This window comes from Bacillus cereus, from assembly GCF_002567495.1.
GTDB classification, from domain to species: Bacteria; Bacillota; Bacilli; order Bacillales; family Bacillaceae_G; genus Bacillus_A; species Bacillus_A cereus_AQ.
On the sequence record NZ_NVAP01000046.1, the window covers coordinates 1 to 25244 of the forward strand.

Below are 25244 nucleotides of genomic sequence, written 5' to 3' on the forward strand. Positions count from 1 at the left end.
CCTGCTGGCCCTTGAATACCCTGAGCACCTTGAGGCCCAGTAGCACCTTGAGCACCCGCTGGTCCCTGAGCACCTTGAGGTCCTTGCGCACCAGTAGCGCCAGTAGCACCTGCTGGCCCTTGAGCGCCCGCCGGTCCTTGAGGCCCAGTAGCGCCTTGAGCGCCCGCTGGCCCTTGAGGTCCAGTAGCCCCTGTTGCGCCAGTAGCACCAGTAGCACCTCCACCTAGGCAACCAGATCCATATTGAACTAAGATAGCTTGAATTTCTGAAATGAGCTTAACGAGTTTATCGATAGCACAGCAATCGATTTTGAATAACTTAGCGATATACAATAAATAATTAAGCAGACTTTGTAGTTCAACGTATAATGCTCCGCATGAGAAAGGTTTTGTTTTTAAAATAGTTAATAGGTTAGCAATGATAGAATTTCCGATTTGTTTTTGTGCAGGAGACAAATCTAAGCAATTGAGGAATTTTTGTAGGTTATTTAAGACATCAATTAAGTTATTGATATTAACTTGGGAATGGTTTTGAAAGACAGCTTGAATAGCTTGGCCGAGAGCTTGAAGAAGTCTAACAAATTCTTTAAGTTCGGACTTAGAGATGTTGATATAACTACAAGCTCTTACTTCGCAACAATCATTACCATAAAATACTTTCCCTTTATTTTTGTTGTTCATCTTTTCATTCCTTTCTTTCATAGAATAAATAGTCGTTACTATATATTAAAATGAAATTTAAGCTAAATTTGTGATGGACAAACTACCATTTCTAAAAAAAATAAGAAGTTTACCTATCTGATAAAAACCATTAAGAGATAGAGAAAAATCTATATGTTTTAAAGAGACTGGCGTAGCATAAAAACTCCCCTTAATTGTTAGAGTATGTCTAACAATTAAGGGGAGTTCACAAAACAGTCTTGTCACTTTATAGGTTAATTGCTTCACGATTTGTTTTAGGTAAAATCGGAATAGAAATAGTGAAGGTTGTACCGTCTGGAGTACTAGTCATTTTGAGTGTACCGTTATGATTTTGGATGATTTTTTTTGTTACTGACAAGCCTAGTCCTGTTCCCGAATCCTTCGTTGAGAAGAATGGATCAAAGATATATTCTTGAATAGCTGAAGGAATACCAATTCCATTATCTGTGAAAGTAATCCGAACGAAGTTATCTAGGCGATAACTAGTGATTTGAATAGAAAGAGGTTTTTCGCCTTGAGCATCGACAGCATTTTGAAATAGGTTTAAAAATACTTGAACAAGTTCATGTCGATCAATATTGACTAAAATATCATCTAATTCATTAGAAAAGTTATAATCAATTGAAATGTTATGTAAGAAGACTTCACTAGCTAGTAACTGTTGAATATAGTCGCGTAAAAATGTATTGATGGGAAACGGTTCTCTTGTAAATTCACGTGTTTTTGAAATAGCTAAAAATTTTGTAATAATACTATTTGCACGATCTAATTCAGGGATAAGCAAGTTTTTAAATAACTCTTTATGTGATGGAGAAACATTTCCTTGTAAAAATTGTAAGTATCCTCGTACCGTCGTAAGAGGATTTCGTACTTCATGGGCAATTCCAGCTGCGATTCGCCCTGCTAATGAAAACTTCTCTGCATCACGCTCTGTGTTTAAATAATGAAAGACACTAATAACTCTAAAAATCTCCCCGTTATAATCGCGAATAATTCGGTTATTTATAATGCCATAGTTTTTATCTAAAACTTCTTCATTATATATTTCTGTTCCCGTTCTTAATGTTTCAATCGCTTTAATTTTTTCTTCTGGCAAGTTTAGTAATTGTTGAATCGGTTTTCCGATAATATCATTTCGTACTACACCGAAATCATCTGCGGCAACTTGATTACATAAAGTAATATTCCCTTTACTATCGACAAAGGTTACATGATGTGAAAAGGCATCAAAAATATGTACAAAGTGTTTTTCTAGTTGTTCAAATAAAAATAATGAATCACAAGTAAGTTGAAAATGAGCCTCTTTATTCTCTTTTGGCATTTCTTGAATGGAATGAGTTGTTCTGGTTTTCTTTATTTGTAAACCAATATGTGGATTTTTGTATGTGAAATGATGTGGTAATTGATTCACAAGTTCTTCATAAAAACGTACTTTATTTTCTAGTTCTTCAATTCGTTTTTCATGAGATACAGTAGCATCGTTTGGAAGCATAAATAAATAACCCCTCATTTTAAAAATTCTTCCATATAGTATATCATATTTTTATAAGGATACTCTTAAAGAAAGGGCTACTTAATGAAATTGATTAGCCAAAGTGTTTGGGGGAGTGAATAGAAGATAAAGTTAAAAAAGGGAGGGATATATGTGCTGTTCATTGGAGTGACAGGATGGGGAGATCATGATTCTTTATACATAGATTCCTATGAAAATAGAAATAAATTACGAACATATAGCGAGTATTTTCCTATTGTGGAAGTGGATAGTTCATTTTATGCGATGCAACCTGCACGAAACTATATAAAATGGGCAATGGAAACGCCGAAAGATTTTTCCTTTGTCGTAAAAGCGTATCAAGGAATGACAGGACATATGAAAGGGGAAATTCCTTTTTCTACGTTCGATGAGATGTTTGATGTGTATAAACAGTCTATTCTTCCTTTAATAGAAGCTAATAAATTAAAAACGATTTTATTTCAATATCCACCATGGTTTGATTGTAAAAAGAAAAATGTAGATTTTCTTCGATATACGAAAGAAAGAATGGAAGGTTTACCATGTGCAATAGAATTTCGAAATCAAACATGGTTTTATCCAGAAATGAGAGATAAGACGTTACAGTTTCTAGAACAGGAGAAATGGGTTCATACAATTTGTGATGAGCCGCAGGCCGGGATAGGGTCTGTGCCCCTCGTGTTAGAGGTTACGAATTCAGACATGGCATTAATACGTTTTCACGGTCGAAATGTTCATGGTTGGCTTGATAAAGGGGAAAATTGGAGAGCAGTTCGCTGTTTATATCGCTACAACAATAAAGAATTGGAAGAATGGGTTGAGCGACTAGAGCAATTAAAAAAGAAGACAAAGGATATATACGTACTGTTTAACAACAATTCCGGTGGAGATGCAGCAGATAATGCGAAACAGCTCATGAAAATGATGAACATTACATACGGTGAGCCGAAACCGGAGCAGTTAAATTTTTTTGAATGAGGATAAACAAGAAAGGCACTGTACAAACAGGGGGAATGTACAGTGCCTTTCTATATGAAAAAGAGGGGTAACAATGTTACTGAGCGTTTGGTTGATTCATCAATTGTTGGCTTCATAATAAATGATAATGGTTATCATTATCATTGTCAATGTTTTTTCTAAAAATATATAAAAAAACTTTGTATATTTTAAATTGCGATAAAAAAAGAACAGCGATTAATGCTGTTCTTTTCCGTTGACGAATTGTTGTAAATCAAAAGGAGTTATCGCTTGGATAAATTCTTTTGAGATGAGTGTTTGAACGAGAGTGCTCTCAGAGATAGAAGCACCTGTTTTCTTTTCATAAGCTTGTTTTAATAAATCAAGTTTTTCAGCCGTTTCTTTTGGTAATTCAATTGTAAGTGTGTTCATAATTTCTCCCCCTTATTATTAGAGTACCACTACAGTATAGGAGAGACAAGAAAAGAGAATATGAAACATAAAAAAGGTTACCAAATTTTCAAATGGTAACCTTTTTTATGTATAAGAGTTATTAAGCAATACCGATATACTTTAAAGTTTTTGATGGAGTACTGTGATCAAAGAAGTGTTGTAAAAATGCAATATCAACACCTGATTTGTATGCACAATAACCCCAAGTTTTTCGAAGTGTATGTGAGCTAATCCCTTCTAATCCAACTTCTTTTGCAGCTTTGTTTAAAATGTACCATGCATGTTGTCTCGTAATAGATTTTGTTCCTTTTTGAGATTTTAACAATGGTTCATTACGTTTCCAAGTTTTACGTTCTTTCATGTAGTCTTCGATTGCGTGCTGTAAGTCTTCATTTACAGCAAACCATTTATGTTTCTTCACTTTTTCGTTGTAAAATAAAATGGAATGGCGAACATTTTCATTTTCATCGATTACATCACTAACTTTTAATTGTAAGATTTCACTTACTTTTAAGCCAGAATTTACAGCTAATACGAATAATAAGCCATCACGTTTCGAAGATTGTAAAAGTATATTTTTGATAGTTTCTAATTGTTTTTCATTTTGAATAGGTTGTCCTGCTTGTTTCATTTCACGCACTCTCCTCTTTTATATGTGTAAAGGAAAGGATTAACTTGTTTCTTACTATAAAGGGAGAGTGTGAATTTCATGTGAACTCCTAGTGAAATTAAGACAAATTATTTGACTTCTTTTACTTTTTGTAAATTGAAATAGAATATAACACTATTAGTCGTATTATACACACCATACTCGGCATGATGGAGGTCTAAAATGTTTTTTACAATAGATAATCCGAGACCGGTACCTCCGGTGTGACGGCTACGTGATGCATCTAGACGATAGAAGCGATCCCAAATTTTTTCAAGACTTTCTTCAGGGATAGGGTTTCCTGTATTTTCAATTTCGACTTTGACGGTATCTTCTGCTTCAATAATGGAGACTTGTATTTTTTCTCCATCCGGCGTATAGCGGATTGCGTTACTTAGTAAGTTCACAACTACTTGCTCAATACGACTACGATTTGCTTTAACAAGTATAGAAGGGTCTGCATCGACGTTCACTTGTAAATGCTTTTCTTCCATGCTAAATAATAATTTTGTATAGACTTGTTGCGTTAATTCACCGATTGAGAACGTCGTCATATCTAGTTTGTAAGTACCAGATTCTAACTTTGCTAATTCTAACATTTCAACAATCAGCCTGTTCATATTTTCTGTTTCTTCCAAAATAACATCAGTATAATACGAAGTATCCTTACTAACACCATCTTTAATTCCTTCTGCAAAACTTCTAATTACACTTAGTGGTGTTTTTAATTCGTGTGATACGCCAGAAATGAATTCTTTTCTTGTTTTCTCTAATTGACGTTCACGTTCAATATCTTGTTGTAACTTTGTATTGGCAACATTTAATCGATCGATTCGATCTTTTAAATTTACAGATAGTGTATTGATACTGCCGGAAAGCCCGCCAATTTCATCGTCGGCTGTAACAGGTAATTTCTCGCTGAAATCAAAATTAGCCATTTTTTTTGTGACACGATTCATTTTAATTAATGGCTTAACAATGATTTTTGAGTAGTAGAAGGATAACAAAATAATAACGAGAAACACGATGATTAAGGCATAAACGTAATAATCTTTTAAAACGAGCATCGCTTCATTAACTGGCTGCAAAGATGCTATTGCAAAAGCGTATTCTTTAATTTTTCCGTTTTCTATAATAGGTTTTACAAATATGCTATTTTTTATATTTTCTCCGCCATCTAGTATGAAAGTGTTTAATTGGTTCGAGTTAGAAGTGCCATCTCTAATAATATCTGCAAAATATTGAACGGCTTGTAATGTTTCAATATCATTTGCAAGACGAACCTCAGCTTTGGATGGGAGCTGTATCTTAGTTATAACCCCTGTAAAGACGATCCGAGTTGTAGATTTGTAACGGCTCGTAAGTCTATTCTTAGAAGGGTTACCATTAATTGATTGAAAATCCGAATAGAAATGTTCGTTTTGCCATTGATTATAATTCGTTCCTAATTTTTGTGGTGTAATTATATTATTCTCTTGTACGACTCCATCAACATTGATTATTACATCTTTTTTTAAACCTAAATTTTCGAATTTATTATATTCTTCTGGTGTTAAAAGATTATTGAGTGGAATGGAATACAGTGTGTTAGTGCTGGGATTAATTACATCGATATAGTAATTGTTATCACTTTTAATAATACCGTTGGAATCCAAAAACTGCATATCGGCATTTGTTTTATCATGAAATTCTTGTTTTAGTTTTCTAACTTTCTCATAACTTTTATCACTTTTATCATAATTATCTACGAATTTTTCAAAAGCAGTTTGAACTGTTTTTACTTTTTTATTAATATAAAATTTCTCTAAAAATAGAGATTGTCCTAGGAAAAAAAGTAGGAATATGATTGTAAATAAAGTTGATGTTAATAAAAATAGTTTAAAGACGATACTTCTGTTTTTCACTGCGTCACCTCTTATGAGAAATACTGTAAATGATTTCTTTATCCCGCTTGAGCGGGTAATAAGACTCCCACTTCAAAATTCGGTGAATACAAGGGAGTTAGGTGGGAGAACAACTGCCCGTAAAAGCCCGATTGGTTCAACTAATAACCAGTGGGGATGGGGAAAATATCCACTGATTAAAGTTTCCCTTTATTATAACAAACGTTACAATAAAGTAGAGGGGAGAAATCTGTCTCTTTATAAAATAGTTATTTATAAAAAGTCACATAAAAAGAACTCGCCAGACGTATGACAAGTTCTTTAGTGTATTATTGTTGAATCGCTGCATCTAAAGCGATTTCAATCATTTCGTTAAATGTAGTTTGACGCTCTTCAGATGTTGTTTCTTCGCCAGTGAAGATGTGATCGCTAACTGTTAGTACAGATAATGCATTTACACCGTATTTCGCTGCTAATGTGTAAAGAGCAGTTGTTTCCATTTCTACAGCTAATACACCGTAATCTCCAAGTTTTTTAACCATGTCCATGCTTTCGCGATAAAACACATCTGCTGTTAAAACGTTACCGACACGAACGTGTAATCCTTTTTCAGTTCCAGCATCGTAAGCTTTCTTTAAAAGATCAAAGTTTGCAGCTGGTGCAAAATCAAATCCTGGGAATGTTAAACGGTTCATATTAGAATCCGTACAAGCCGTCATTGCGATAATAACATCACGAACTTTTACATCTTTTTGAATTGCACCGCAAGTTCCAACGCGAATTAAATTTTTAACTCCGTAGCTTTGGATTAATTCGTTTACATAAATAGAAATAGAAGGAACACCCATACCTGTACCTTGAACAGATACACGTTTTCCTTTATAAGTTCCAGTGAATCCTAACATACCACGCACGTTATTATAGCAAGTAACGTCCTCTAGAAATGTTTCAGCGATATATTTTGCACGTAATGGATCACCAGGTAATAGGATAGATTCAGCGATTTCGCCTTGTTTTGCTTCGATATGTACACTCATGAAAAGTCCTCCTTATAATGTATTGATAGAAATCAATATCATTTGCATTATACACTACGAATCCTTTCAATTAAAATCTTTTTATTATTTGTAATATGTGCAAAATAGGAGGATTTCATAAATCATAATCTAGAATATATATCTTAAGAAGTTTTGTATGAATAGAGACAATAAAAATGGTAGGTGATGTTTTGAAAAATCTTGTCATTGGGCTTATTGCATTAGTACTTATTGTGGCAGGAGGATTTTACATAAAAAAATATCAAGAAAACGCAGAGACTATAGGAGATGTTCAGGAAGTAAAGTGGGACGTTTCAAATGGAAAGGGAAATGAGAATGTAGATATTTTATTTCAGTTGTTAAACAAAAAGAATAATGAAATTCGTGGTGTAAATGATCAAATTCGGGCAGTGATTGTAGACGGACAGTTAAAAAATATACAACAGATTAAACCTACATTTGCAGGGAACGGGTCATATAAGCTATCTTCCAAAATAGCGAAAGATGAAGAGTATACAATATTTTTATACGAAGATAAAAATAAGTCCGTAGAGTCATTCGCTAGGAAAGATTTTGGGAGAACAAAAGAGGAGAACGATAAGAAAAAAGTGAAATTTCCAATCGACAGTGTACTTACAAAAAAAATAGGAGAGTATGAAGTTTCTCTTTTATTTGGCGCATTACATCCGAATGAGCCAGTTACGTTAACATTTCAGTTTCAAGCAAAAAAGGGTGAGAAATTGAAATTACACTCAGAGAGAGGAGAAGTAGAGTCACTTTATATCGTGGATGAAATGAAGGGAAATTTTTTATATGCTATGCCTGTAGATACGGATGAGCAATTACAATATCGGATTACATTTCCTGCTGAGGGTACGTATAAAATGTGGGGGAATTTCTATATAAATGGTAAGAAGTATGAAAAAGAATTTATTGTACAAGTTCAAAAAAGAAAAAACAGCTAAGAATTTAGCTGTTTTTTCTTTTTCCTATTAATTTTGTTACAGAGAGCATTGTAATTGGTAAAGAATGATTCTTTCTAAATGCTAAATATTTACCGCTCCATGCTGGTTTATATTTTTCTTTAAAATGTCGTAATCCGCTGAAACTATACGTATAACGAACGTTATTAAAGATTGCAGCAGCCACTCGTTCAGACCAGAAAGACTGTGTTGATAAACCAACATTTGAAAGTGGTGCCATACCAATATTAAAGGAGTGGTATTCATTTTCTTTTGCCCATTGGAATAAGTGGATGAAAATTGCGTCCATAATACCGCTAGGCGCATCTGGATAATATCGCATTAAATCAACAGATAATGATCCGTTTTGATAAACGGGCATGAATGTTGTGAATGCAATAATTTTTCCATCGACATCAGATAATGTTGCGATAGGAGCACGGCTCATATATTCACGATCGAAGTATCCGAGTGAAAAACCTTTCTCTTTTTTTCCACCAAGCCATGCATCTGAAACTTTTTGTAACTCTTCATATAATTCGTCTGAGAAAGGTGGCTCATGAATAGAGAATGTATAGCCTTCTCTTTCAAAACGGTTGAAAGTAGCTCGCATGCCAGCGCGTTTCTTTCCTGTTATTGTAAATGTATTTAAATCAACAACAGCTTCTTCACCAAGTTTAAAGAAGTTATAACCAAAATCATGATATAAACTCATCCATTTACTTTCGATTTGATAAAATACACAAATGTATCCAAATCGATCAGCTTCAGCTAAAAACTCTTGCAACACATTACGATAGGAGGAAGGGTCACCAATTGGATCACCTAATACAACAAGACGTTTTCCAGTTATGGAGAAGAGAAGGAGCGCTTTCCCATCACTGCTGAAGAAGAATTGTTTATCTCCTAAATAACCTAAATGACTAAGTACATTTCCACCGTGTTCATCTAAGAAGTTTTGTAACCTTTTATCATTTGCTGGTTGCCCGGGAAATTCATTTCGATAACGATTGGCAATGAGTGAGCCAATTAGTAAAAAAGTAGGAACAAAGAAGGCAGCTGCTAATGCACTTCGTTTCACTTGTGTAATATTACGAACGACGAAATCAGGTTTGAAAGCTTCTTTTGCACCTGCAAATAAAATACCTAAGTTTTTATATAAATATAACGTTACAAGTAAGAATATAAAAACTTTTACGATATCGGAAAGTGAGACTTCCATTTTCTCACGTACAAACCTTTTACGAAGCATATACAATACAGCGAGTACGATTAATAAAATAAACGTTTCTTCAAAATCAATTCCTTTTAGCGTATTAAAAATAGCCGCTCCAATTAAAGAAACAATCGTCATATAATAAGAACGTTTTGTTCCATAATATATCCCCCGTGAAAGAATGAGGAGGAGAATACCGAATGTTAGCGATAAGCTAAAAGAAAATTGAATAAGATGTTTTGGAGCTAGAATATGCAAGGCGTGTGCTCGATTTATACCTGTCGGTAGAATGGTTGATAAAATAACCATTAAGCCAGCAAATACTGTTAAAGCAGCAGATGCCCAAGAACCTAACTTTCCTAGAAAGTCACGCTGCAAAGTCCATATAACACCAGTTGTCTCTAATGCAGGCGCAATAAAAGGTTTATCTTCAAACTTTTTAATGGCTACCCCTGTCATTTCAAAAGCTGCAAAAATGAGACCAAGGCAGAATGGTAAGATGTAATAGACGAGACGATATAATAACATAGCAGGGAGTAAAACACCTGTATCGATGCCGTATTGTCCAAGCCCAGTTAAGAAGACAAGATCAAATGATCCAAGGCCACCAGGAACAAGACTAACGACACCAGCTAAAGCAGCAATGACATATACGCCTAAAAACTTTTGAAATTCAACTTCAATGCCAAATAGTAGTAATATGACGTACATAACAATACCGGCAGATACCCATTCGACTAATGAAACTAATGAGTATAAAACAGTTGGATTTTTCTCTTCTTCTTGTCCCTCTGATTGCGTTGTTTTTCTATTTTTTAGTTTAGAAAATCCGATGTATATAGGGACGAAAAGAGCAAAGAAGATAAGAACAGGCCATAGCCATGGTTTTTCATGCAAAATAAATCTCGTGTCTAATATTCCGATAAGACCAAGAAATGAAAGAATGGCTAATCCGTTAATAAAGGCAGTTGTCATCCAAGCAATACTTTTAATAAGTTTTCCATTTTCTTTTATGTATGGACGATAAAGCATTGTGCGTACACCGGCTCCAACAAGACCTCCAAACCCGATAAATCCATTTAAAGTATTAGCAATCCACGAGATACGGAAAATCTTTTGGACAGGGATATCAGCTTTTAAGTAACGAAGCATAACATAGTCATAAAAGAACATTGTTGATACAGCGAACGCACCAAGTGTAATTGCTAAAAAGACTCCTCCAGTTGGAATGTTTTTGATTGTATCAATCGCTTCTAAAAAAGAAATGCCAGCTAATTCTTTTTTTGCTTGAAAGAATACAATTGTTAATACAACAAATGGGAAGATAATTTTCCCGATTTGTAAGAAACGTTTCCATGAAAACGACATAAATACAACTCTCCTTGTATAAGAAAACTGAGACAATAATATTATTATGACAAACTTCAAGAAAAATAAAAAGGTAAATTCCCGTATAGGGGGGCTATTTTTTATATAGGTATATTTAAAAGAATATTTTGTTTGTCGGAAAATTAAGTTAAAATGAGGTTGAAGAAGGGGAAGGGGTAAGTATATGATTATAAAAGGTTATGTAGGATATGAGTTAGAAAAAGCGAAACCTAATACATCAGAAGATTTTTTTAACAGATCTGAAGTGACATATATATTAAATGATAAAGAGAAAACTTTTTCGGTTTTATACGTTCGATATTTTGAAGAAGTTTTACAAGAAATTACTCCTTTTGAAGGAAATCCAGTGTATAAAGTAGAAGAACAAAACATATATTTGCGTGATATTGTAGCGATATGTTGTTTAGTGAAAGATAGGGAGCTTCGTGCGCAAAAACGTTTGTATCTAAATAATATGGAAGAATTTCAACAATATTTTGATGAGGGAACGGTGTCGAAAGTACAAGAAATATTGGCTGAATTACATAAAAATAAAAGAGTAGAAATAGCGTGAAATGGCGAAGGAGAGAGAAAAAATGTCTAATTTGATGGTTGAAAATCAAACAGAACAAGTTTCTATATTTTTAGAAGATGCTATTCATTTGATAACCAATTATGTAAATTATCATACGTTGCCTTCTTTATTAGAGGAGACACCAGCAGGGAATGAACAATATTATAAAGGGTTATTAGCATCGATGAGACGACTTCTCGTTTTTTGTGAAGAAGGATATGATGCATGTTTTGTTTTGTTGAATAGTCAGCCATTTCGAAAAACAGCAGCTGAAAAGATTTTATATAAGATTTACCATCAAGTAATTGCAGAGTTTTTTTCACCGAAGAGTGATCATTGGTATGAAAATAGTCGGTCTGCATATACAGGAAAAAATTCTATCGTTTTTCAACAAATACCACCTGCATCTTTGGAGCAAGTGATGAAGAATTTAGAAGGTAAATTTCAATTGATGCGTGAAGAACTAGAATATTATGAGACGGATTACCAGACAAAGATGTTACACAAATATTGATTGTGGAAAAGAAGCTAAGGAGACTTAGCTTCTTTTCCTTTTGTACAGTTATATAAGGGATTTTCATTGAATATAGTTAAGTGGATAGCATTAGGGAGGTGCAACATGAATCAGCAAGGTGTATTTACAGATTACTTTCATGAAGTAGAAAATTGGTGTGAAAGTGTTCTTCACGTATTAGATAGCCGCGCAATGGAAGTGTATGATGTCCATATGCTTGCTTATAAAATTCAGACGTTATTAGAGCGTATGAAAGAGCATGAGTATGAAACAGATGCAGAGTTTATGTATGAAATAAGCGATGATGTAGAACATATTCAGCATCACTTGCAGGAAGTATTTATGCAAGAAGAAGAGGAATATGAATTGTATGAAAGAGGGGATAGTGAACGAGCTGTTCCAATTGGAGGACATACACTCCCGCCATTACCTTATCCGTATAATGCGTTAGAACCGTATATTTCTAAAGAAATTATGATGTTACATCATGATAAACATCATCGCAGTTACGTGGAAGGGTTAAATAAAGCAGAGAAGATGATGGAAGAAGCGAGAAAAACAAATCAATTTGATTTAATTAAGCATTGGGAAAGAGAAGCAGCTTTTCATGGATCAGGTCATTACTTACACACAATATTTTGGAATAACATGAAAAAAGATGGTGGTGGAAGTCCAAGAGGGGGCTTTTCGCAACAAATTGAACAAGATTTTGGGAGCTTTTTACGTTTCCAAAAACATTTTACAGAAGCGGCCTCTAAAGTAGAAGGTTCAGGCTGGGCAATTCTCGTTTGGGTGCCCCGATCTGGAAGGTTAGAAATTTTGCAAAGTACACTTCATCAATTATTTACACAATGGGATACGATACCACTCCTTGTACTAGATGTATGGGAACATGCATATTATTTACAATACCAAAATCGAAAAGATGAATATATTAAAAACTGGTGGAATGTTGTAAATTGGCCTGATGTAGAAAAAAGGTTTGAAACTGCGAAACAAATTGAATGGACACCATATTAGACGCAAATTCCCTGCGTCTTTTTTAATGGAAGCAGAAGGAAGATTTCGTTCATATTTTAAAAGGCCAAGCATACACTTGTACAAAAAGTGCCAAAAGGACGTGGGGGGAAATATGAGACGAATTTGTGTAATCATTACGCTTCTTATTATGTACGCAAGCGTTATGCCGATTCCTACATATGCAAAGATGAACAGCAATGTCAGTGCTCGAAATGCTGTATTAATGGAGCAACAATCAGGTCGTGTATTATACGGAAAAGCAGAACATGAGCCGCAAAAAATTGCTAGTATAACAAAAATTATGACCGCCTTGTTAGCTGCTGAATCAGGGAAAATGAAAGAAATGGTGCCAGTTAGTAATGAAGCGGTGAGGGTGGAAGGATCGGCAATCTATTTAAAGCCTGGACAAAAAGTGAAGTTAGAAGATTTAGTATACGGACTCATGCTTAGATCTGGTAATGACGCGGCGCAAGTAATTGCTGAAAGTGTGGGTGGGAGTATAGATGGATTCGTATATTTAATGAATGAAAAGGCGAAAGAAATTGGAATGAAAGATACTCACTTTTCAAACCCACATGGCTTAGATGGAGATGGATCACATTATTCATCGGCTTACGATATGGCATTATTAACGAAATACGCAATGGGGAACGAAACATTTAAGAAAATCTTTGGAACAAAAACATATAAATCAGATTCTTGGGATTATCCGTGGAAAAATAAACATAAGCTGGTGACATCCTATTATGAATTTGCAACAGGAGGAAAAACAGGCTTTACGAAGAAAGCAGGAAGAACGCTTGTTACAACGGCATCAAAAGATGGACTAGATTTAATTGTCGTAACTTTGAGTGCTTCTAGTGACTGGGATGATCATATGAATTTGTTTGATAAAGGTTTTGAACGTTTTAAACAAACGAAAGTTTTAGGACAAGGAGCAATTGCTGAAATAAATGAAAAGAAGTATGCCAACCATGTTTATACGAAAAATAGTTTTTCCATGCCGTTAACTGAAGAAGAAAAAAAGAACGTAGTATTAAAAGTTAAACTCGATAAAAGTGCAAAACTTACGGATGGAGTGAAGGTTGGGAAGACAGACATTTATGTTGGCAATGAGAAAGTTGGAGAACGGAATTTATTTTATAGTAAACGGAAGTTAGTAGCTACAACGGGACTTTACTGGAATAATGTGAAAGAAATTTTTTCTTACATGATAGGTGTTGGGAACGATGGTTAATCTCGTCTGGGTAGCGATGGCTGTTATTGGGATTGTATACGCCATGATAAATGGAACGATGGAAGAAGTGAATAAAGCTGTATTTGACGGAGCAAAAGATGCGGTAACGATTTGTATAGGACTTATTAGTGTTTTAGTATTTTGGCTCGGTTTAATGAAAATTGCAGAGGAAGCCGGATTGTTAAAAAAGTTAGTTGCACTTTTTATGCCGATAGTAAAAAGATTGTTTCCAGAAATACCGAAGGATCATCCGTCTATGGGATTTATTCTATCAAATATGATGGCAAACTTTTTTGGTCTAGGTAATGCAGCAACCCCTCTTGGTATTAAAGCGATGGAACAACTAAAAGAGTTAAATGGAGGAAAGGATTCGGCAAGCCGTTCTATGGTGACGTTTCTAGCATTAAATACATCAGCTATTACATTAATTCCTACGACAGTCATTTCAATTCGAATGACGTATGAATCAGCCAATCCTACTGAAATTGTTGGGGTAACATTTATTGCACAAGTACTTTCTATGATTGGAGCAATTTGGATTGACCGCTATTTTTACCGAAGAAGGAGTAGAAAGGGGCGGAAAAAATGAGTATTGTAAATACAATTTCCTTATGGGTAATCCCTTGTGTAATTGGTTTTATCCTGTTATATGGCACGATAAAGAAAGTGCCGACGTATGAATCGTTCGTTGAGGGAGGAAAAGAAGGGATTCAAATTGCAATTTCCATTTTACCGTTTATGGTTGGAATGCTTGTGTCTATTTCTATATTCCGATCGTCAGGTGCGCTAGATGCAATGATATCAGTAATGAAGCCAATGTTAGATTTAATTCATGTTCCAGCAGAAATCGTTCCATTAGCACTAATACGCCCTATTTCTGGTTCTGCTGGTCTAAGTATTACGACTGATTTGATTGCCACATATGGGCCAGACTCATTCATTGGGAGATTAGCTTCTACGATGCAAGGGAGTACAGATACGACTTTTTATATTTTAACAGTATACTTCGGAGCTGTTGGTATTAGAAAAATGGGAGATGCATTAAAAGTAGGTCTTTTTGCAGATTTAATCGGAATTATTTGCTCGATTGTCTTTGTTTCCCTATTGTTTCAGTAAAGCTATTCATTTTTTATGCTATTTCGCGTATAATACGTATACGACCACTATTAAGGTGTAGCTTAATAGTGGTTTTTTTATGCAGTATTTTTGACAAAATGATGAACTTTTATTGTGAGAAATATGAAAAATATGGACAATAATAAAGGATAAAAACATGATTTGACCTTTATATGTTTAATATCATCGCTATGTTGTTTAAGTGAGATGGAGCGAATAACCGTAAAGCGTATGCGGTTGCCAAGTCTTTCTAATGTAAGGTAAGATAAATTCGAGGTGAAAAAAAGAAATGGAACGATTACAAAAAGTGATTGCGCAAGCAGGTATTGCATCGAGAAGAAAGGCTGAGGAATTAATTCAGCAAGGAAAAGTGAAAGTTAACGGAAAAATAGTGAAAGAGTTAGGAACAAAAGTAACTCCTCAAGATAAAGTAGAAGTAAATAACATCCCTCTTGAAAAAGAAGAACCTGTTTATTTTTTACTATATAAACCAACTGGTGTAATTTCAAGTGTATCAGATGATAAAGGTAGAAGTGTTGTAACAGACTTTTTCCCTGAAATTACACAACGTTTATTCCCAATCGGGCGTCTAGATTATGATACGTCAGGAGTATTATTAATGACAAACGACGGGGACTTCGCAAATATATTAATGCATCCTAAATATAAAGTTGAAAAAACGTATGTTGCAAAAATAAAAGGTCCATTAACAGGTGAGAAAATTCGCATGTTAGAACGCGGTGTTACGTTAGAAGACGGTAAAACAGCACCAGCACATGTGAAAATTATTTCTTGGGACAAGCGTAAAGAAATGGCTATTGTACAATTAACAATTCATGAAGGACGTAACCGTCAAGTACGTCGTATGTTTGAAGCGTTAGACTGTAAAGTAGTGAAATTAAAACGTGAACGTTACGCTTTCTTAGAAGTAGGGAGCCTGCGACCTGGTGATGCGAGAGAATTGACACCACATGAAGTGAAACAATTACGCGCGCTTGCTTCTACAAAGCCAAGATAAGTTATAGAGTTAAAAATTCACCAGTGGAGTGCTCTGCTGGTGATTTATTCAATACAACATTTACAGAAGATAATACATAACATTTACCGAGGAGAGGAGAGGTAATATGAAGAAAAATCGCTTATTATTTCGCATTATTATTCTACTCATTTTATGCGGTGCTGTAGGATTTACACTTTATCAAGGATATTTCACTAAAGAAGAGAAAATGCAAATCGGAAAAGAAGCACCTAACTTTGTTGTGACAGATTTAGAAGGAAAGAAAATTGAATTAAAAGATTTAAAGGGAAAAGGTGTATTTTTAAACTTTTGGGGAACTTGGTGTAAACCGTGTGAAAAAGAAATGCCTTATATGAATGAACTATATCCAAAGTATAAAGAAAAAGGCGTTGAAATTATTGCGTTAGATGCAGATGAAACGGATATTGCTGTTAAGAATTTTGTGAAGCAATACGATCTTAAGTTCCCAGTCGCAATTGATAAAGGCGGAGAAATTATAAAAACGTATGGAGTAATACCGTTACCAACAAGCTTCTTGATTGATAAGGATGGTAAGGTGATTCAAGAGATTAAAGGTGAACAAACGATAGAACAATTGGAGGAGTATTTAAAGAAAATTACTCCGTAATATAGAAAGCCTTTACATACGAGGCGCTTACCTATAGCGCCTTCGGTTTAAAAATTCTGAGTATTGCGGTAACTCTAGGTTAGAATATACAATAGTACATATAGATACAGGGGCGGTGAGAGTGTTGAAAGAAATTAAATGTGAATGTGGACATGTTAATCCGATAGGAACCATTTTTTGTGAAGCTTGTGGGAAACCATTTGAAAGCAATGAAAATGTAAAGCTATTGGATATGCGCTATGAGGGGAGTGCACGGAGATCTCTCACGCAAACAAAAACGATAGTCGATAAAATTTGGAGCTTTTTCTCTTCTGTAAAAGTGGGTGTATGGCTAATCGTAATAACTTTAGCTGCATCAGCGATAGGAACTATTTTTCCGCAAGAAATGTACATAACTCCAGGGATTGCGCCAGCTGAATATTATAAACAGGAATACGGATTTTTAGGGCAATTATATTATCAATTAGGATTTAATAATTTATATGGTTCATGGTGGTATATGATGTTAATTGCTTCTATAGGTATTTCACTTGTGATATGTAGTTTAGATCGCGTCATTCCGCTATACAAAGCTTTAAAAAAACAAGGAGTGAAAAGACATCCAAGCTTTTTAAAGAGACAGAGATTATATGGGACTGGTACACCGCAAGATGGTGACCTTGAAAGAGTGCAAAAGAATTTAAAGAAAGCAAACTATAACGTGAAAGAGGAAGACGGAAACGTTTTAGCAGAAAAGGGACGCTTCTCGCGTTGGGGTCCATATGTGAATCATATCGGTCTCATTATCTTTTTATTCGGTGCAATGCTCCGTTTTTTACCGAGTATGTACGTAGACGAAGCGCTTTGGTTACGTGATGGTGAAACGAAAGAAATACCAGGAACGAATGGTCAATATTATTTGAAAAACGAAAAATTTATAAAGGAAGTTTATGATAAAAGTAAGGACAAGGAAGTTTTTGATGAAGCAATTGACCGTGTAGGTGATAAAATGATTGCGAAAAACTTCCAAACGAATGCTGTATTATATAAATCGGTCGGCGAAAATATAGCAGGACAAAAACCGAAATTGGAAAAAGTAAAAGAATCGGAAATTCGAGTGAATGAACCACTGAAATTTGATAAGTTTGCAGTGTATCAAGTGGATTATAAAGAAAATGAATTTAAAAGTATGTCCTTTAACCTGCAAAATAAAGAAAATAATCAAAAGTGGGGACCGATTAAAGTTGATTTAACGAATCCTACAGAAAAATTCGATTTAGGAAATGGTTATTCTTTAGAACTATTAAGCTATTTTCCTGATTTTTATTTTGATGAGAGTGGAAGACCGAACACAAAAACGAAATTACCAAACAATCCAGCATTTGTATTTAAAATGTTTACGCCTGAAACACCAGATGGTGAAGTGAGTTTTGTTGGTATACAGCAAAATATAGAACCTGATGGAAATAATAAATATAAAATGTCCTTTGCAGGTGTTGAAATGCAAAATGCAACAGCACTTACTGTAAGGAAAGATTTAACGCTTTGGATTCTCGGTATTGGAGGATTTATATTTATGGTTGGTGTGATTCAAGGTATGTATTGGAATCATCGCCGTATTTGGATACAACGCGTCAATGATGAATGGTGGATTGCAGGACATACGAATAAAAATTGGTTCGGTTTAAAGAAAGATATTGAAAGAGTACTAGAAGGTACAGCAATTCCGCAACCAAATGATAAAGTAGTCGATAAAAAAATTAGTTAAGGTGGGGAAACGATATGGTGCAAATAAGTAGTAACTTTCTCTTTACCGCATTTATTTTATATTTAATTGCAACTCTATTTTTCGGGGGGGCAATTAAAGAAAAGGGTCATAAATGGGCAAATGTAGGAATAACGATTACAATTTTAGGGTTTATTGCACAAACAGTATATTTTGTTACAAGATGGATTGCATCAGGACATGCACCAGTTAGTAACTTTTTTGAGTTCGGTACGTTTTTCGGTATGATGCTTGTCGGAGCATTTATTGTAATGTATTTTATGTATCGCGTAAGTATAATCGGACTATTTGCGTTACCAGTTGCGCTTTTATTAATTGCCTATGCGAGTATGTTTCCGAGGGAAATATCCCCGCTTATTCCTTCTTTAAAAAGTAATTGGTTACATATTCACGTGACGACTGCAGCAGCAGGCCAAGCAATTTTAGCGATTAGTTTTATTACGGGCGTTATGTATTTATTGAAAAATGTAGATCAGTCAACGAGAAGTAAACGTACATTTTGGTTAGAGACGGTAGTGTTCACACTTGTTTGTACAGTTGGATTTATTGGAGTAACAACGGTATTTTCTAGTATGAAATATGAAGCGAAGTTTCAATGGATTGATAAAAATGAACAGCAACTGGAAATGAAGTACAATCTTCCAGCTTTAGTTGGACCGCATGAAGGGAAGTTACTGACAGAAAATAAATTAGAACCAGCAGTTGAAGTTCCAGCGATTGTAAATGCGAAAAAATTAAATACTGTTATTTGGTCAGTGTTAGTTGGAACATTACTTTATATTGTATTAAGACTTGTTTTACGGAAGCGAGTATCGGCGGCACTTCAGCCGTTAGTAAAGAATACGAATAGTGATTTACTAGATGAAATCGGATATCGATCTATTGCAATTGGATTCCCGGTTTTCACATTAGGAGCATTAATTTTTGCGATGATTTGGGCTCAAATAGCGTGGACGCGTTTTTGGGGCTGGGATCCGAAAGAGGTTTGGGCACTTATAACATGGCTCTTTTATGCTGCAGTACTACATTTACGATTATCTAAAGGATGGCATGGAGAGAAATCAGCTTGGCTTGCAGTAATTGGTTTTGCAATCATTATGTTTAACTTTATTGTAGTAAACTTAATTATTGCCGGTTTACATTCATATGCATAGAGAAATAAAATAGGAGAGTGCATGTCACTTTCCTATTTTATTTTTGTCAATTTTTCTTCTTTTTTGAGAAAAACATGACAAAGTAGCGGTTGATTTTGTAAAATGATGTCGAGGACATTATATACTGTTCAAAAAAAATACATAGTTTTGGAAAAAAATTGAACAAAATTTATTATTCTTGTGAAGCATAATATGGGAAGTGAAACATTTAGAAGATTGCTTAAATAAACGAGAATAGCGCAACATAATAGTGTAGAAGGGTAGGTGTGAACCGCTGAGGTAAGAGTACGCAGCGGGTAGAAATGGAAAATGAATCAAGAATTTTAATTGTAGACGATGAGGATCGCATTCGTCGTTTGTTAAAAATGTACTTAGAAAGAGAACAATACACAATTGAAGAAGCGGATAATGGTGATACAGCTTTAGAAATGGCGTTGCAAAATGATTATGATTTAATCCTATTAGATCTTATGATGCCTGGTAAAGATGGCATTGAAGTATGTAAAGGGGTTCGTGAGAAGAAAGCGACACCAATTATTATGCTGACAGCAAAAGGTGAAGAAGTAAATAGAGTACAAGGATTTGAAGTTGGAACAGATGATTATATTGTAAAGCCATTTAGCCCACGTGAGGTAGTGCTTCGTGTGAAAGCGGTATTACGTCGTGCTGTACCAACAACATTCTTTACACAAGATACAACGACAAAAGATGTTACTGTATTCCCGCACTTAACGATTGATAATGATGCACATCGTGTTACTGCAGATGGAAATGAAGTAAACTTAACGCCCAAAGAATATGAGTTACTATTATTCTTAGCGAAAGCACCGGATAAGGTATTCGATCGTGAGCAACTGTTAAAAGAAGTATGGCAATATGAATTCTTCGGAGATTTACGTACAGTTGATACGCATGTAAAGCGTTTACGTGAGAAGTTAAGTAAAAAATCACCGGATGCTGCGAAAATGATCGTTACTGTTTGGGGTGTAGGTTACAAGTTTGAGGTTGTGAACGACTGATGCTTTGGAGAAGTGTAGTAGGGAAGTTATGGATGACCATATTACTTCTCGTTTCGTTTGTTCTTGGATTTGTTGCGATTTTACTTTCACAATTTTTTAGAACGTATTATGTTGATATGAGTGAAAATAGACTTCAAAAAGTCGCAACAAGTGTTACGGAATTAATTGAAGAAGGTGCCGATGTAAAAACGATTGAGAGCATCGCGTACAAATTCTCTGATCCACTTTCAAGGATTATTATTGTAGAAGATGGTAAGGAAATCTCTTCTTCACCGAAACAAGAAGGGTTAGTCACTCTTACAATGGATGATTTAAAAGAAGATAAAGAATTAGCGGCTGTTTTTACAGACAAAAAAGAAATTAAGAACAACATTAGAAAAGCTTCTGATAGTAGAAAGAATAAAAGCACTGAAAATGATATTGTGATCGTTGGGAAACCGGTGCAATCAAAAAATCAAAGTGCCGTGTTCGTATATGAATCTTTACAAGTGCCAATAAAAGATATGGAGAGAACGACTGATTTCATTTTCTTAGCAGCTGGGATTGCGATTATATTAACAACTTTCTTTGCGTTCTTCTTATCTACTCGAATTACAGCGCCGCTTCGTAAAATGCGTGAGGTTGCTTTTGAAGTGTCACGTGGGAAGTTTGATGCAAAGGCTCCTATGGTATCTCAGGACGAAATTGGTGAGCTGGCAACGGCCTTAAATCAAATGGGTAAACAGTTGAAGTTTAATATGAATGCTTTGCAGCAAGAAAAAGAGCAGTTAGCAAGTATTTTGAGTAGTATGGCAGATGGGGTTATTACGTTAAATCAAGAAGGTGAAGTCGTAGTTATTAATCCACCGGCTGAACATTTCTTACAAGTTTGGCAAGAAGAAAAAGAGATAGAGCTAAGTAAAAAACTACCTTCTGAACTTGTGGAACTATTCCATCTCGTTGTAGAAAGCGAGCAACAACAAGTAGTTGAAATTAATTTACAAAAAGGGAACTATGTAGTTCTTATGACGCCACTTTACAATCAAACGAAAATTCGTGGGGCTGTAGCAGTACTGCGAGATATGACGGAAGAACGTCGTCTTGAGAAAATGCGTCAAGACTTTATTGCGAATGTATCACATGAACTTCGTACACCGATGGTCATGCTTCAAGGGTATAGTGAAGCGATTTTAGATGATATTGTGCAAACGAAAGAGGAAATAGATGAGTTTGTTCAAATCATTTATGATGAATCCGTTCGTTTAGGTAAACTTGTAAATGAATTGTTAGATTTAGCTCGTATGGAAAGCGGTCACGTAGAGTTACATATTGGTGAAGTGGATATACATCCGTTTGTTGAAAAAATTGGTCGTAAATTCCAAGGGATTGCAAAGGATAAAGAAGTTGAACTAACAGTTGATTTCCGAAATCCGATTGAAGAATACGCGTTTGATGCGGATCGGATGGAACAAGTGTTGACGAACTTGATTGATAACGCAATTCGTCATACGAATGCGGGTGGACATGTAACGCTTGTAATTGATACGAAAAATAATGGTCTCATTTTTGAAGTACAAGATTCGGGTGCTGGCATTCCAGAAGAGGATATTCCATTTTTATTTGATCGTTTCTACAAAGCTGATAAAGCAAGAACACGTGGAAAAAAGGGTGGAACAGGACTCGGGCTTGCGATTGCGAAAAATATTGTTCAAGGCCATGATGGTAAAATTTCTGTTTCAAGTGTTGTTGGAGAAGGAACTACATTCTCTGTATATTTACCGAATCGTATAATTTAGATATGTGTTTTTAAAGTTGATAATGAATAAAGTTCTGCTGTTTTTTATTTTTTTGTAAACTCAATTAAATAAATAATGGTAGAACTTTTTTCTATCTTGGTCGAATTAAGAATAACAAGAGAGGTGCTGTGAAGAAATGAAATTATATACAAAAACAGGAGATAAAGGAACGACAAGTGTAATAGGTGGCAGGGTTGATAAAGATGATATCCGTGTGGAAGCGTATGGAACAATAGATGAGGCGAATTCTCATATTGGATATGCAATGACTAAGCTTCAAGGCGGGTCTTTTAGAGATATTTACAATGAGCTCGAAAATATTCAACACGAACTATTTGATTGCGGGGGAGACTTGGCAATAGTGGAACAAAAAATTCCTTATAAAGTGACAATTGAAATGGTTGAAAGCTTAGAAGGAAAGATTGATTTGTATATAGAAGAAGCCCCACCATTAGAACGCTTTATTTTGCCAGGTGGTAGCGAGGCGGCGGCTACTATTCATATTGCACGTACTGTTGTAAGGAGAGCGGAACGCTCTATAGTATCATTGCAAAAAGAAGTGGAAATAAATGAAGTTGTCTTAAAGTATGTAAATAGATTATCTGATTATTTGTTTGCGATAGCTAGAGTAATAAATGCACGATTACAAGTAAAAGATGTGGAGTATAACCGTAGTGCATTAGTTTTTCGTGATAAGAAAGAGAAGGAAGTGGAGTAATTCACTTTCTTTTTTTGTATACTTTTTTCTGTAATATACCAAAATAGAGAAGGTATGGTGGTAATTAGAAAACGGAGGATGTATATGAAAGTTTTAAAATGCGGCGTCATGTTATTGACGATACTGTTCGTATCTCAATTACATGTTTATGCAGAAGAAAATCGATGGACATGGCCTGTTGAAGGTCAGATAAGTGATTATTTTGGGACGAGGCATGGAAAACACTACGGTATTGATATAGCTGCACCGATTGGAACGCCTGTGGCAGCTATCCAAGAAGGTAAGGTAACGAAGTCTTATTATTCAAATAGTTATGGAAATGTTGTATTTATTAAACACGGAGAATATGAGGCTGTATATGCACATTTAAATAAGCGATATGTGGGACAAGGAGAGTATATTTCAAAAGGAGAAAAAATCGGAGAAGTAGGAAACACGGGAGAATCGCGAGGTGCACATTTACATCTAGAACTTCATCAAGGAAGATGGACGATGGCGAAAAAGAATGCGATGAACCCATTGCTTGTTTTAAATGAACAAAGAAATGAAGTTGTTTCTTCATCATTATATGTCGTACAAAAAGGGGATACTTTAGTTAGTATTGCACGGAAATTTAGTATGACACTTAAGGAAATTAAAGAAAAAAATGGATTACAGCAAGAGCTAATTTATCCTAATCAACAATTATATGTTAAGTAAAGAAAATGTCTCAAAAATTAATCTTTGAACAAATTTATGTTCTTCTTAAATAAAATTGCAATGTATATGAAATCATATGGACGCTTCTGCTAGAAATATTGAGTGAATGAGAGTATCTATATCTAAAAGAAAGCCGTCCCAAAACTTATTTTGGGACGGCTTCTTTTACCAAAAAATAAAGACACATATAAATCCAGAAATAGCTAAATAGCTATATAAGTAAAAAACTTTTGTTCTTGTTTTCTCTTTTGTTCGAAAAAGTACGATAGTCGGTTCAATTAAACCGATTGTCAAACAAAGTAGACCAAGAAGCATACAACCTATCGAAATAGAATACAGGGCGATTTGTGGTGCTTGAAATGGAATCATCCATTTTAATAAAAATGCAATAAGTGCAGTGTAACAAATGCTACCGATGTATTTATTTAGTGGTGTATTAGAACGAAAACCAGGAAGTTTTTTTAAGAAAGAGCGGGACACAACTTCTGTTTGTAAAGATGTATGCTCTTCGATAACTTTTTGGGCTTCTTTTCCTTTTTGAAAAAGAGATAAAATCCAATTTCGCTCACCTTGAAAAATAAATTGAGAAGTTGTCAAATAGTGATCAACTTTCACTTTATTCCAGCTCTTCCACGGATGACGCTCGCACAATTTTAATTTACTTTCTGTTTTTTTATCATACTGATAAATACTGATGCCATCTTCATCGAAAGTAGCATAGTATGTCTCGCTTGAGAATGTGCCTAAATCAATTGGACAGTAGAAAAGTAACTCTTTTTTTAAGTAAAAGTATTCTTTTCTTAAGTTTTTTTTCATTGCTTCTCGAATAGAATGTCTTTTTTCTTTTTTCATGACATTTCCTCCATAACTCAGAAAATGTTCTTATCTTAACAATTCAATATCTTATCACTTTTAATTATATATGACTAGGTAATTCAAAAGAGAAATGCCGGATAATAAAAAATATGGATTGTATTGTAAAATATCTCGCAATTTATTTGTTTTTACAAAAAATAAATAACTAACTTAAAATAAGTTACAATTTTTTAGTTCACAATATTATGGGGTTGTTGTATAATAAAGGGGAAAATAGAATATCGGTCTATCTTCGGGGCAGGGTGAAAATCCCGACCGGCGGTGATGAACTATTTATGATTTTGTTCTAAGCCCGCGAGCCGTTAAGGCAGGATTTGGTGTGATTCCAAAGCCGACAGTATAGTCTGGATGGGAGAAGATGGAGGTTCAAGCGTTCAAAAAAGATATGGATT

24 protein-coding genes and 1 riboswitch are annotated in these 25244 nt (G+C 34.8%); of the genes, 16 read left to right on the top strand and 8 right to left on the bottom strand.

Annotated features, from left to right (window positions below; all coding sequences use genetic code 11):
- Both COK05_RS22400 and COK05_RS22405 read right to left on the bottom strand, forming a co-directional pair.
- Positions 1-701: collagen-like repeat preface domain-containing protein (locus COK05_RS22400; RefSeq protein ID WP_255290348.1), on the bottom strand; the 701-nt coding region annotated here is incomplete at its 3' end.
- Between the two features lie 226 nt (positions 702-927).
- Positions 928-2193: an ATP-binding protein gene (locus COK05_RS22405; protein WP_098614319.1), complete on the bottom strand. Its 1266-nt coding sequence runs from the start codon at positions 2191-2193 to the stop codon at positions 928-930.
- A 153-nt stretch (positions 2194-2346) separates the two neighbouring features.
- Between COK05_RS22405 and COK05_RS22410 the strand changes: the two genes are divergently transcribed.
- Complete coding sequence (locus COK05_RS22410; RefSeq protein ID WP_098614320.1) at positions 2347-3192, top strand: DUF72 domain-containing protein; 846 nt, start codon at positions 2347-2349, stop codon at positions 3190-3192.
- Between the two features lie 216 nt (positions 3193-3408).
- Here COK05_RS22410 and COK05_RS22415 read toward each other — a convergent pair whose 3' ends face one another.
- The 4 genes from COK05_RS22415 to deoD form a co-directional block, all read right to left on the bottom strand.
- Complete coding sequence (locus tag COK05_RS22415; RefSeq protein WP_001094860.1) at positions 3409-3603, bottom strand: DUF3924 domain-containing protein; 195 nt, start codon at positions 3601-3603, stop codon at positions 3409-3411.
- A 121-nt stretch (positions 3604-3724) separates the two neighbouring features.
- On the bottom strand, positions 3725-4255 hold the full coding sequence (locus COK05_RS22420; protein ID WP_000806236.1) for a tyrosine-type recombinase/integrase: 531 nt from the start codon (positions 4253-4255) through the stop codon (positions 3725-3727).
- 107 nt (positions 4256-4362) lie between these two features.
- Complete coding sequence (locus COK05_RS22425; RefSeq protein WP_098614321.1) at positions 4363-6177, bottom strand: sensor histidine kinase; 1815 nt, start codon at positions 6175-6177, stop codon at positions 4363-4365.
- Between the two features lie 308 nt (positions 6178-6485).
- Positions 6486-7193, bottom strand: a complete 708-nt coding sequence (deoD, locus tag COK05_RS22435; protein WP_000110707.1) for a purine-nucleoside phosphorylase — start codon at positions 7191-7193, stop codon at positions 6486-6488.
- A gap of 176 nt (positions 7194-7369) precedes the next feature.
- Between deoD and COK05_RS22440 the strand changes: the two genes are divergently transcribed.
- Positions 7370-8158: a hypothetical protein gene (locus tag COK05_RS22440; RefSeq protein WP_098614323.1), complete on the top strand. Its 789-nt coding sequence runs from the start codon at positions 7370-7372 to the stop codon at positions 8156-8158.
- Positions 8159-8162: 4 nt separating this feature from the next.
- Here the strand turns inward: COK05_RS22440 and mprF are convergent, their stop codons facing one another.
- On the bottom strand, positions 8163-10739 hold the full coding sequence (gene mprF, locus COK05_RS22445; RefSeq protein ID WP_098614324.1) for a bifunctional lysylphosphatidylglycerol flippase/synthetase MprF: 2577 nt from the start codon (positions 10737-10739) through the stop codon (positions 8163-8165).
- A 184-nt stretch (positions 10740-10923) separates the two neighbouring features.
- Here mprF and COK05_RS22450 point away from each other — a divergent pair, with 184 nt between their 5' ends.
- The 14 genes from COK05_RS22450 to COK05_RS22515 all read left to right on the top strand — a co-directional run bounded on the left by COK05_RS22450 (position 10924) and on the right by COK05_RS22515 (position 23976).
- Positions 10924-11313, top strand: coding sequence for a hypothetical protein (locus COK05_RS22450; RefSeq protein WP_000584361.1), 390 nt, complete (start codon positions 10924-10926; stop codon positions 11311-11313).
- Positions 11314-11335: 22 nt separating this feature from the next.
- Positions 11336-11827 (top strand): YpuI family protein, encoded by a 492-nt coding sequence (locus COK05_RS22455; protein ID WP_098614325.1) that lies wholly within the window; start codon positions 11336-11338, stop codon positions 11825-11827.
- A gap of 105 nt (positions 11828-11932) precedes the next feature.
- Entirely contained in the window at positions 11933-12847 is a 915-nt protein-coding gene (locus tag COK05_RS22460; RefSeq protein ID WP_098614326.1) for a superoxide dismutase, read from the top strand.
- Positions 12848-12959: 112 nt separating this feature from the next.
- Positions 12960-14084: a D-alanyl-D-alanine carboxypeptidase DacB gene (gene dacB, locus COK05_RS22465; RefSeq protein WP_098614327.1), complete on the top strand. Its 1125-nt coding sequence runs from the start codon at positions 12960-12962 to the stop codon at positions 14082-14084.
- A complete protein-coding gene (gene spmA, locus COK05_RS22470) occupies positions 14077-14673 on the top strand; it encodes a spore maturation protein SpmA (RefSeq protein ID WP_098614328.1) in 597 nt (198 codons plus the stop codon). The genes dacB and spmA overlap by 8 nt, the downstream gene beginning before the upstream one ends.
- Positions 14670-15200 carry a spore maturation protein SpmB gene (gene spmB, locus COK05_RS22475; protein WP_000029514.1) on the top strand — a complete coding sequence of 177 codons (531 nt, stop codon included), beginning with the start codon at positions 14670-14672 and terminating at the stop codon, positions 15198-15200. The genes spmA and spmB overlap by 4 nt, the downstream gene beginning before the upstream one ends.
- A 289-nt stretch (positions 15201-15489) precedes the next feature.
- Positions 15490-16218 (top strand): 23S rRNA pseudouridine(2605) synthase RluB, encoded by a 729-nt coding sequence (gene rluB, locus COK05_RS22480; protein ID WP_098614329.1) that lies wholly within the window; start codon positions 15490-15492, stop codon positions 16216-16218.
- Between the two features lie 106 nt (positions 16219-16324).
- On the top strand, positions 16325-16846 hold the full coding sequence (resA, locus tag COK05_RS22485) for a thiol-disulfide oxidoreductase ResA (protein ID WP_097845513.1): 522 nt from the start codon (positions 16325-16327) through the stop codon (positions 16844-16846).
- A 121-nt stretch (positions 16847-16967) separates the two neighbouring features.
- Positions 16968-18593, top strand: a complete 1626-nt coding sequence (gene resB, locus COK05_RS22490) for a cytochrome c biogenesis protein ResB (RefSeq protein WP_098614330.1) — start codon at positions 16968-16970, stop codon at positions 18591-18593.
- 14 nt (positions 18594-18607) lie between these two features.
- Positions 18608-19765 carry a cytochrome c biogenesis protein ResC gene (resC, locus tag COK05_RS22495; RefSeq protein WP_000250081.1) on the top strand — a complete coding sequence of 386 codons (1158 nt, stop codon included), beginning with the start codon at positions 18608-18610 and terminating at the stop codon, positions 19763-19765.
- A 302-nt stretch (positions 19766-20067) separates the two neighbouring features.
- The gene (gene resD, locus COK05_RS22500) at positions 20068-20784 is read left to right on the top strand and encodes a DNA-binding response regulator ResD (RefSeq protein ID WP_000426861.1); all 717 of its coding nucleotides are present in this window, start codon (positions 20068-20070) and stop codon (positions 20782-20784) included.
- On the top strand, positions 20784-22559 hold the full coding sequence (gene resE, locus COK05_RS22505) for a sensor histidine kinase ResE (protein ID WP_098614331.1): 1776 nt from the start codon (positions 20784-20786) through the stop codon (positions 22557-22559). Before resD ends, resE begins: the two co-directional genes overlap by 1 nt.
- 136 nt (positions 22560-22695) lie before the next feature.
- The gene (locus COK05_RS22510; RefSeq protein ID WP_098614332.1) at positions 22696-23277 is read left to right on the top strand and encodes a cob(I)yrinic acid a,c-diamide adenosyltransferase; all 582 of its coding nucleotides are present in this window, start codon (positions 22696-22698) and stop codon (positions 23275-23277) included.
- 84 nt (positions 23278-23361) lie between these two features.
- Positions 23362-23976 (top strand): peptidoglycan DD-metalloendopeptidase family protein, encoded by a 615-nt coding sequence (locus COK05_RS22515; protein ID WP_098614333.1) that lies wholly within the window; start codon positions 23362-23364, stop codon positions 23974-23976.
- A 165-nt stretch (positions 23977-24141) separates the two neighbouring features.
- On the opposite strand, the gene COK05_RS22520 is transcribed toward COK05_RS22515, so the two are convergent.
- On the bottom strand, positions 24142-24828 hold the full coding sequence (locus COK05_RS22520) for a hypothetical protein (protein ID WP_098614334.1): 687 nt from the start codon (positions 24826-24828) through the stop codon (positions 24142-24144).
- A gap of 248 nt (positions 24829-25076) precedes the next feature.
- Positions 25077-25216, top strand: a riboswitch (FMN riboswitch).
- The last annotated feature ends 28 nt before the right edge of the window (positions 25217-25244 follow it).

What these genes read in the sequence shown, in the direction of transcription:
- COK05_RS22405 (WP_098614319.1), bottom strand. Translation starts at nt 2,193, where the DNA reads ATGCTTCCAAACGATGCTACTGTATCTCATGAAAAACGAATTGAAGAA.
- resA (WP_097845513.1), top strand. Translation starts at nt 16,325, where the DNA reads ATGAAGAAAAATCGCTTATTATTTCGCATTATTATTCTACTCATTTTA.
- deoD (WP_000110707.1), bottom strand. Translation starts at nt 7,193, where the DNA reads ATGAGTGTACATATCGAAGCAAAACAAGGCGAAATCGCTGAATCTATC.
- spmB (WP_000029514.1), top strand. Translation starts at nt 14,670, where the DNA reads ATGAGTATTGTAAATACAATTTCCTTATGGGTAATCCCTTGTGTAATT.
- COK05_RS22455 (WP_098614325.1), top strand. Translation starts at nt 11,336, where the DNA reads ATGTCTAATTTGATGGTTGAAAATCAAACAGAACAAGTTTCTATATTT.
- dacB (WP_098614327.1), top strand. Translation starts at nt 12,960, where the DNA reads ATGAGACGAATTTGTGTAATCATTACGCTTCTTATTATGTACGCAAGC.
- COK05_RS22510 (WP_098614332.1), top strand. Translation starts at nt 22,696, where the DNA reads ATGAAATTATATACAAAAACAGGAGATAAAGGAACGACAAGTGTAATA.
- COK05_RS22415 (WP_001094860.1), bottom strand. Translation starts at nt 3,603, where the DNA reads ATGAACACACTTACAATTGAATTACCAAAAGAAACGGCTGAAAAACTT.
- COK05_RS22460 (WP_098614326.1), top strand. Translation starts at nt 11,933, where the DNA reads ATGAATCAGCAAGGTGTATTTACAGATTACTTTCATGAAGTAGAAAAT.
- COK05_RS22420 (WP_000806236.1), bottom strand. Translation starts at nt 4,255, where the DNA reads ATGAAACAAGCAGGACAACCTATTCAAAATGAAAAACAATTAGAAACT.
- COK05_RS22440 (WP_098614323.1), top strand. Translation starts at nt 7,370, where the DNA reads ATGGTAGGTGATGTTTTGAAAAATCTTGTCATTGGGCTTATTGCATTA.
- mprF (WP_098614324.1), bottom strand. Translation starts at nt 10,739, where the DNA reads ATGTCGTTTTCATGGAAACGTTTCTTACAAATCGGGAAAATTATCTTC.
- resE (WP_098614331.1), top strand. Translation starts at nt 20,784, where the DNA reads ATGCTTTGGAGAAGTGTAGTAGGGAAGTTATGGATGACCATATTACTT.
- spmA (WP_098614328.1), top strand. Translation starts at nt 14,077, where the DNA reads ATGGTTAATCTCGTCTGGGTAGCGATGGCTGTTATTGGGATTGTATAC.
- rluB (WP_098614329.1), top strand. Translation starts at nt 15,490, where the DNA reads ATGGAACGATTACAAAAAGTGATTGCGCAAGCAGGTATTGCATCGAGA.
- COK05_RS22515 (WP_098614333.1), top strand. Translation starts at nt 23,362, where the DNA reads ATGAAAGTTTTAAAATGCGGCGTCATGTTATTGACGATACTGTTCGTA.
- COK05_RS22520 (WP_098614334.1), bottom strand. Translation starts at nt 24,828, where the DNA reads ATGAAAAAAGAAAAAAGACATTCTATTCGAGAAGCAATGAAAAAAAAC.
- resD (WP_000426861.1), top strand. Translation starts at nt 20,068, where the DNA reads ATGGAAAATGAATCAAGAATTTTAATTGTAGACGATGAGGATCGCATT.
- COK05_RS22450 (WP_000584361.1), top strand. Translation starts at nt 10,924, where the DNA reads ATGATTATAAAAGGTTATGTAGGATATGAGTTAGAAAAAGCGAAACCT.
- resC (WP_000250081.1), top strand. Translation starts at nt 18,608, where the DNA reads ATGGTGCAAATAAGTAGTAACTTTCTCTTTACCGCATTTATTTTATAT.